This is a genomic window from Fructilactobacillus sp. X2R5C3 (genome assembly GCF_059901325.1).
Map to the genome: position 1 here is coordinate 1 of NZ_JBWXUY010000037.1, position 255 is coordinate 255.

The 255-nt window shown below is 38.4% G+C and carries 1 protein-coding gene; it reads right to left on the reverse strand.

Features of this window, described 5'->3' with window-relative positions:
• Window positions 1–255 (reverse strand): RNase P modulator RnpM (gene rnpM / locus AC6UDE_RS07070; RefSeq protein ID WP_500697045.1); only part of this gene is annotated, 255 nt, incomplete at both ends.

Below are 255 nucleotides of genomic sequence, written 5' to 3' on the forward strand. Positions count from 1 at the left end.
TGCCTGTTTATGGTCTACATAATCAATGAGTTTATCATAAAAATCATCCGTTAACGTCACTTCAAAAACTTGATCAAGAATCTTATCTTGTTTAGCCTTTTTAGCGGTCTCAACGTCAATCTTAACGTATGCTCCCCGACCAGATTGCTTACCAGTTGGATCAACTGAAACATTTCCCTCTTTATCACGAACAATTCTCACTAATTGTCGTTTAGGAGCCATCTCACCAGATACAACGTCTTTTCGCATTGGTAC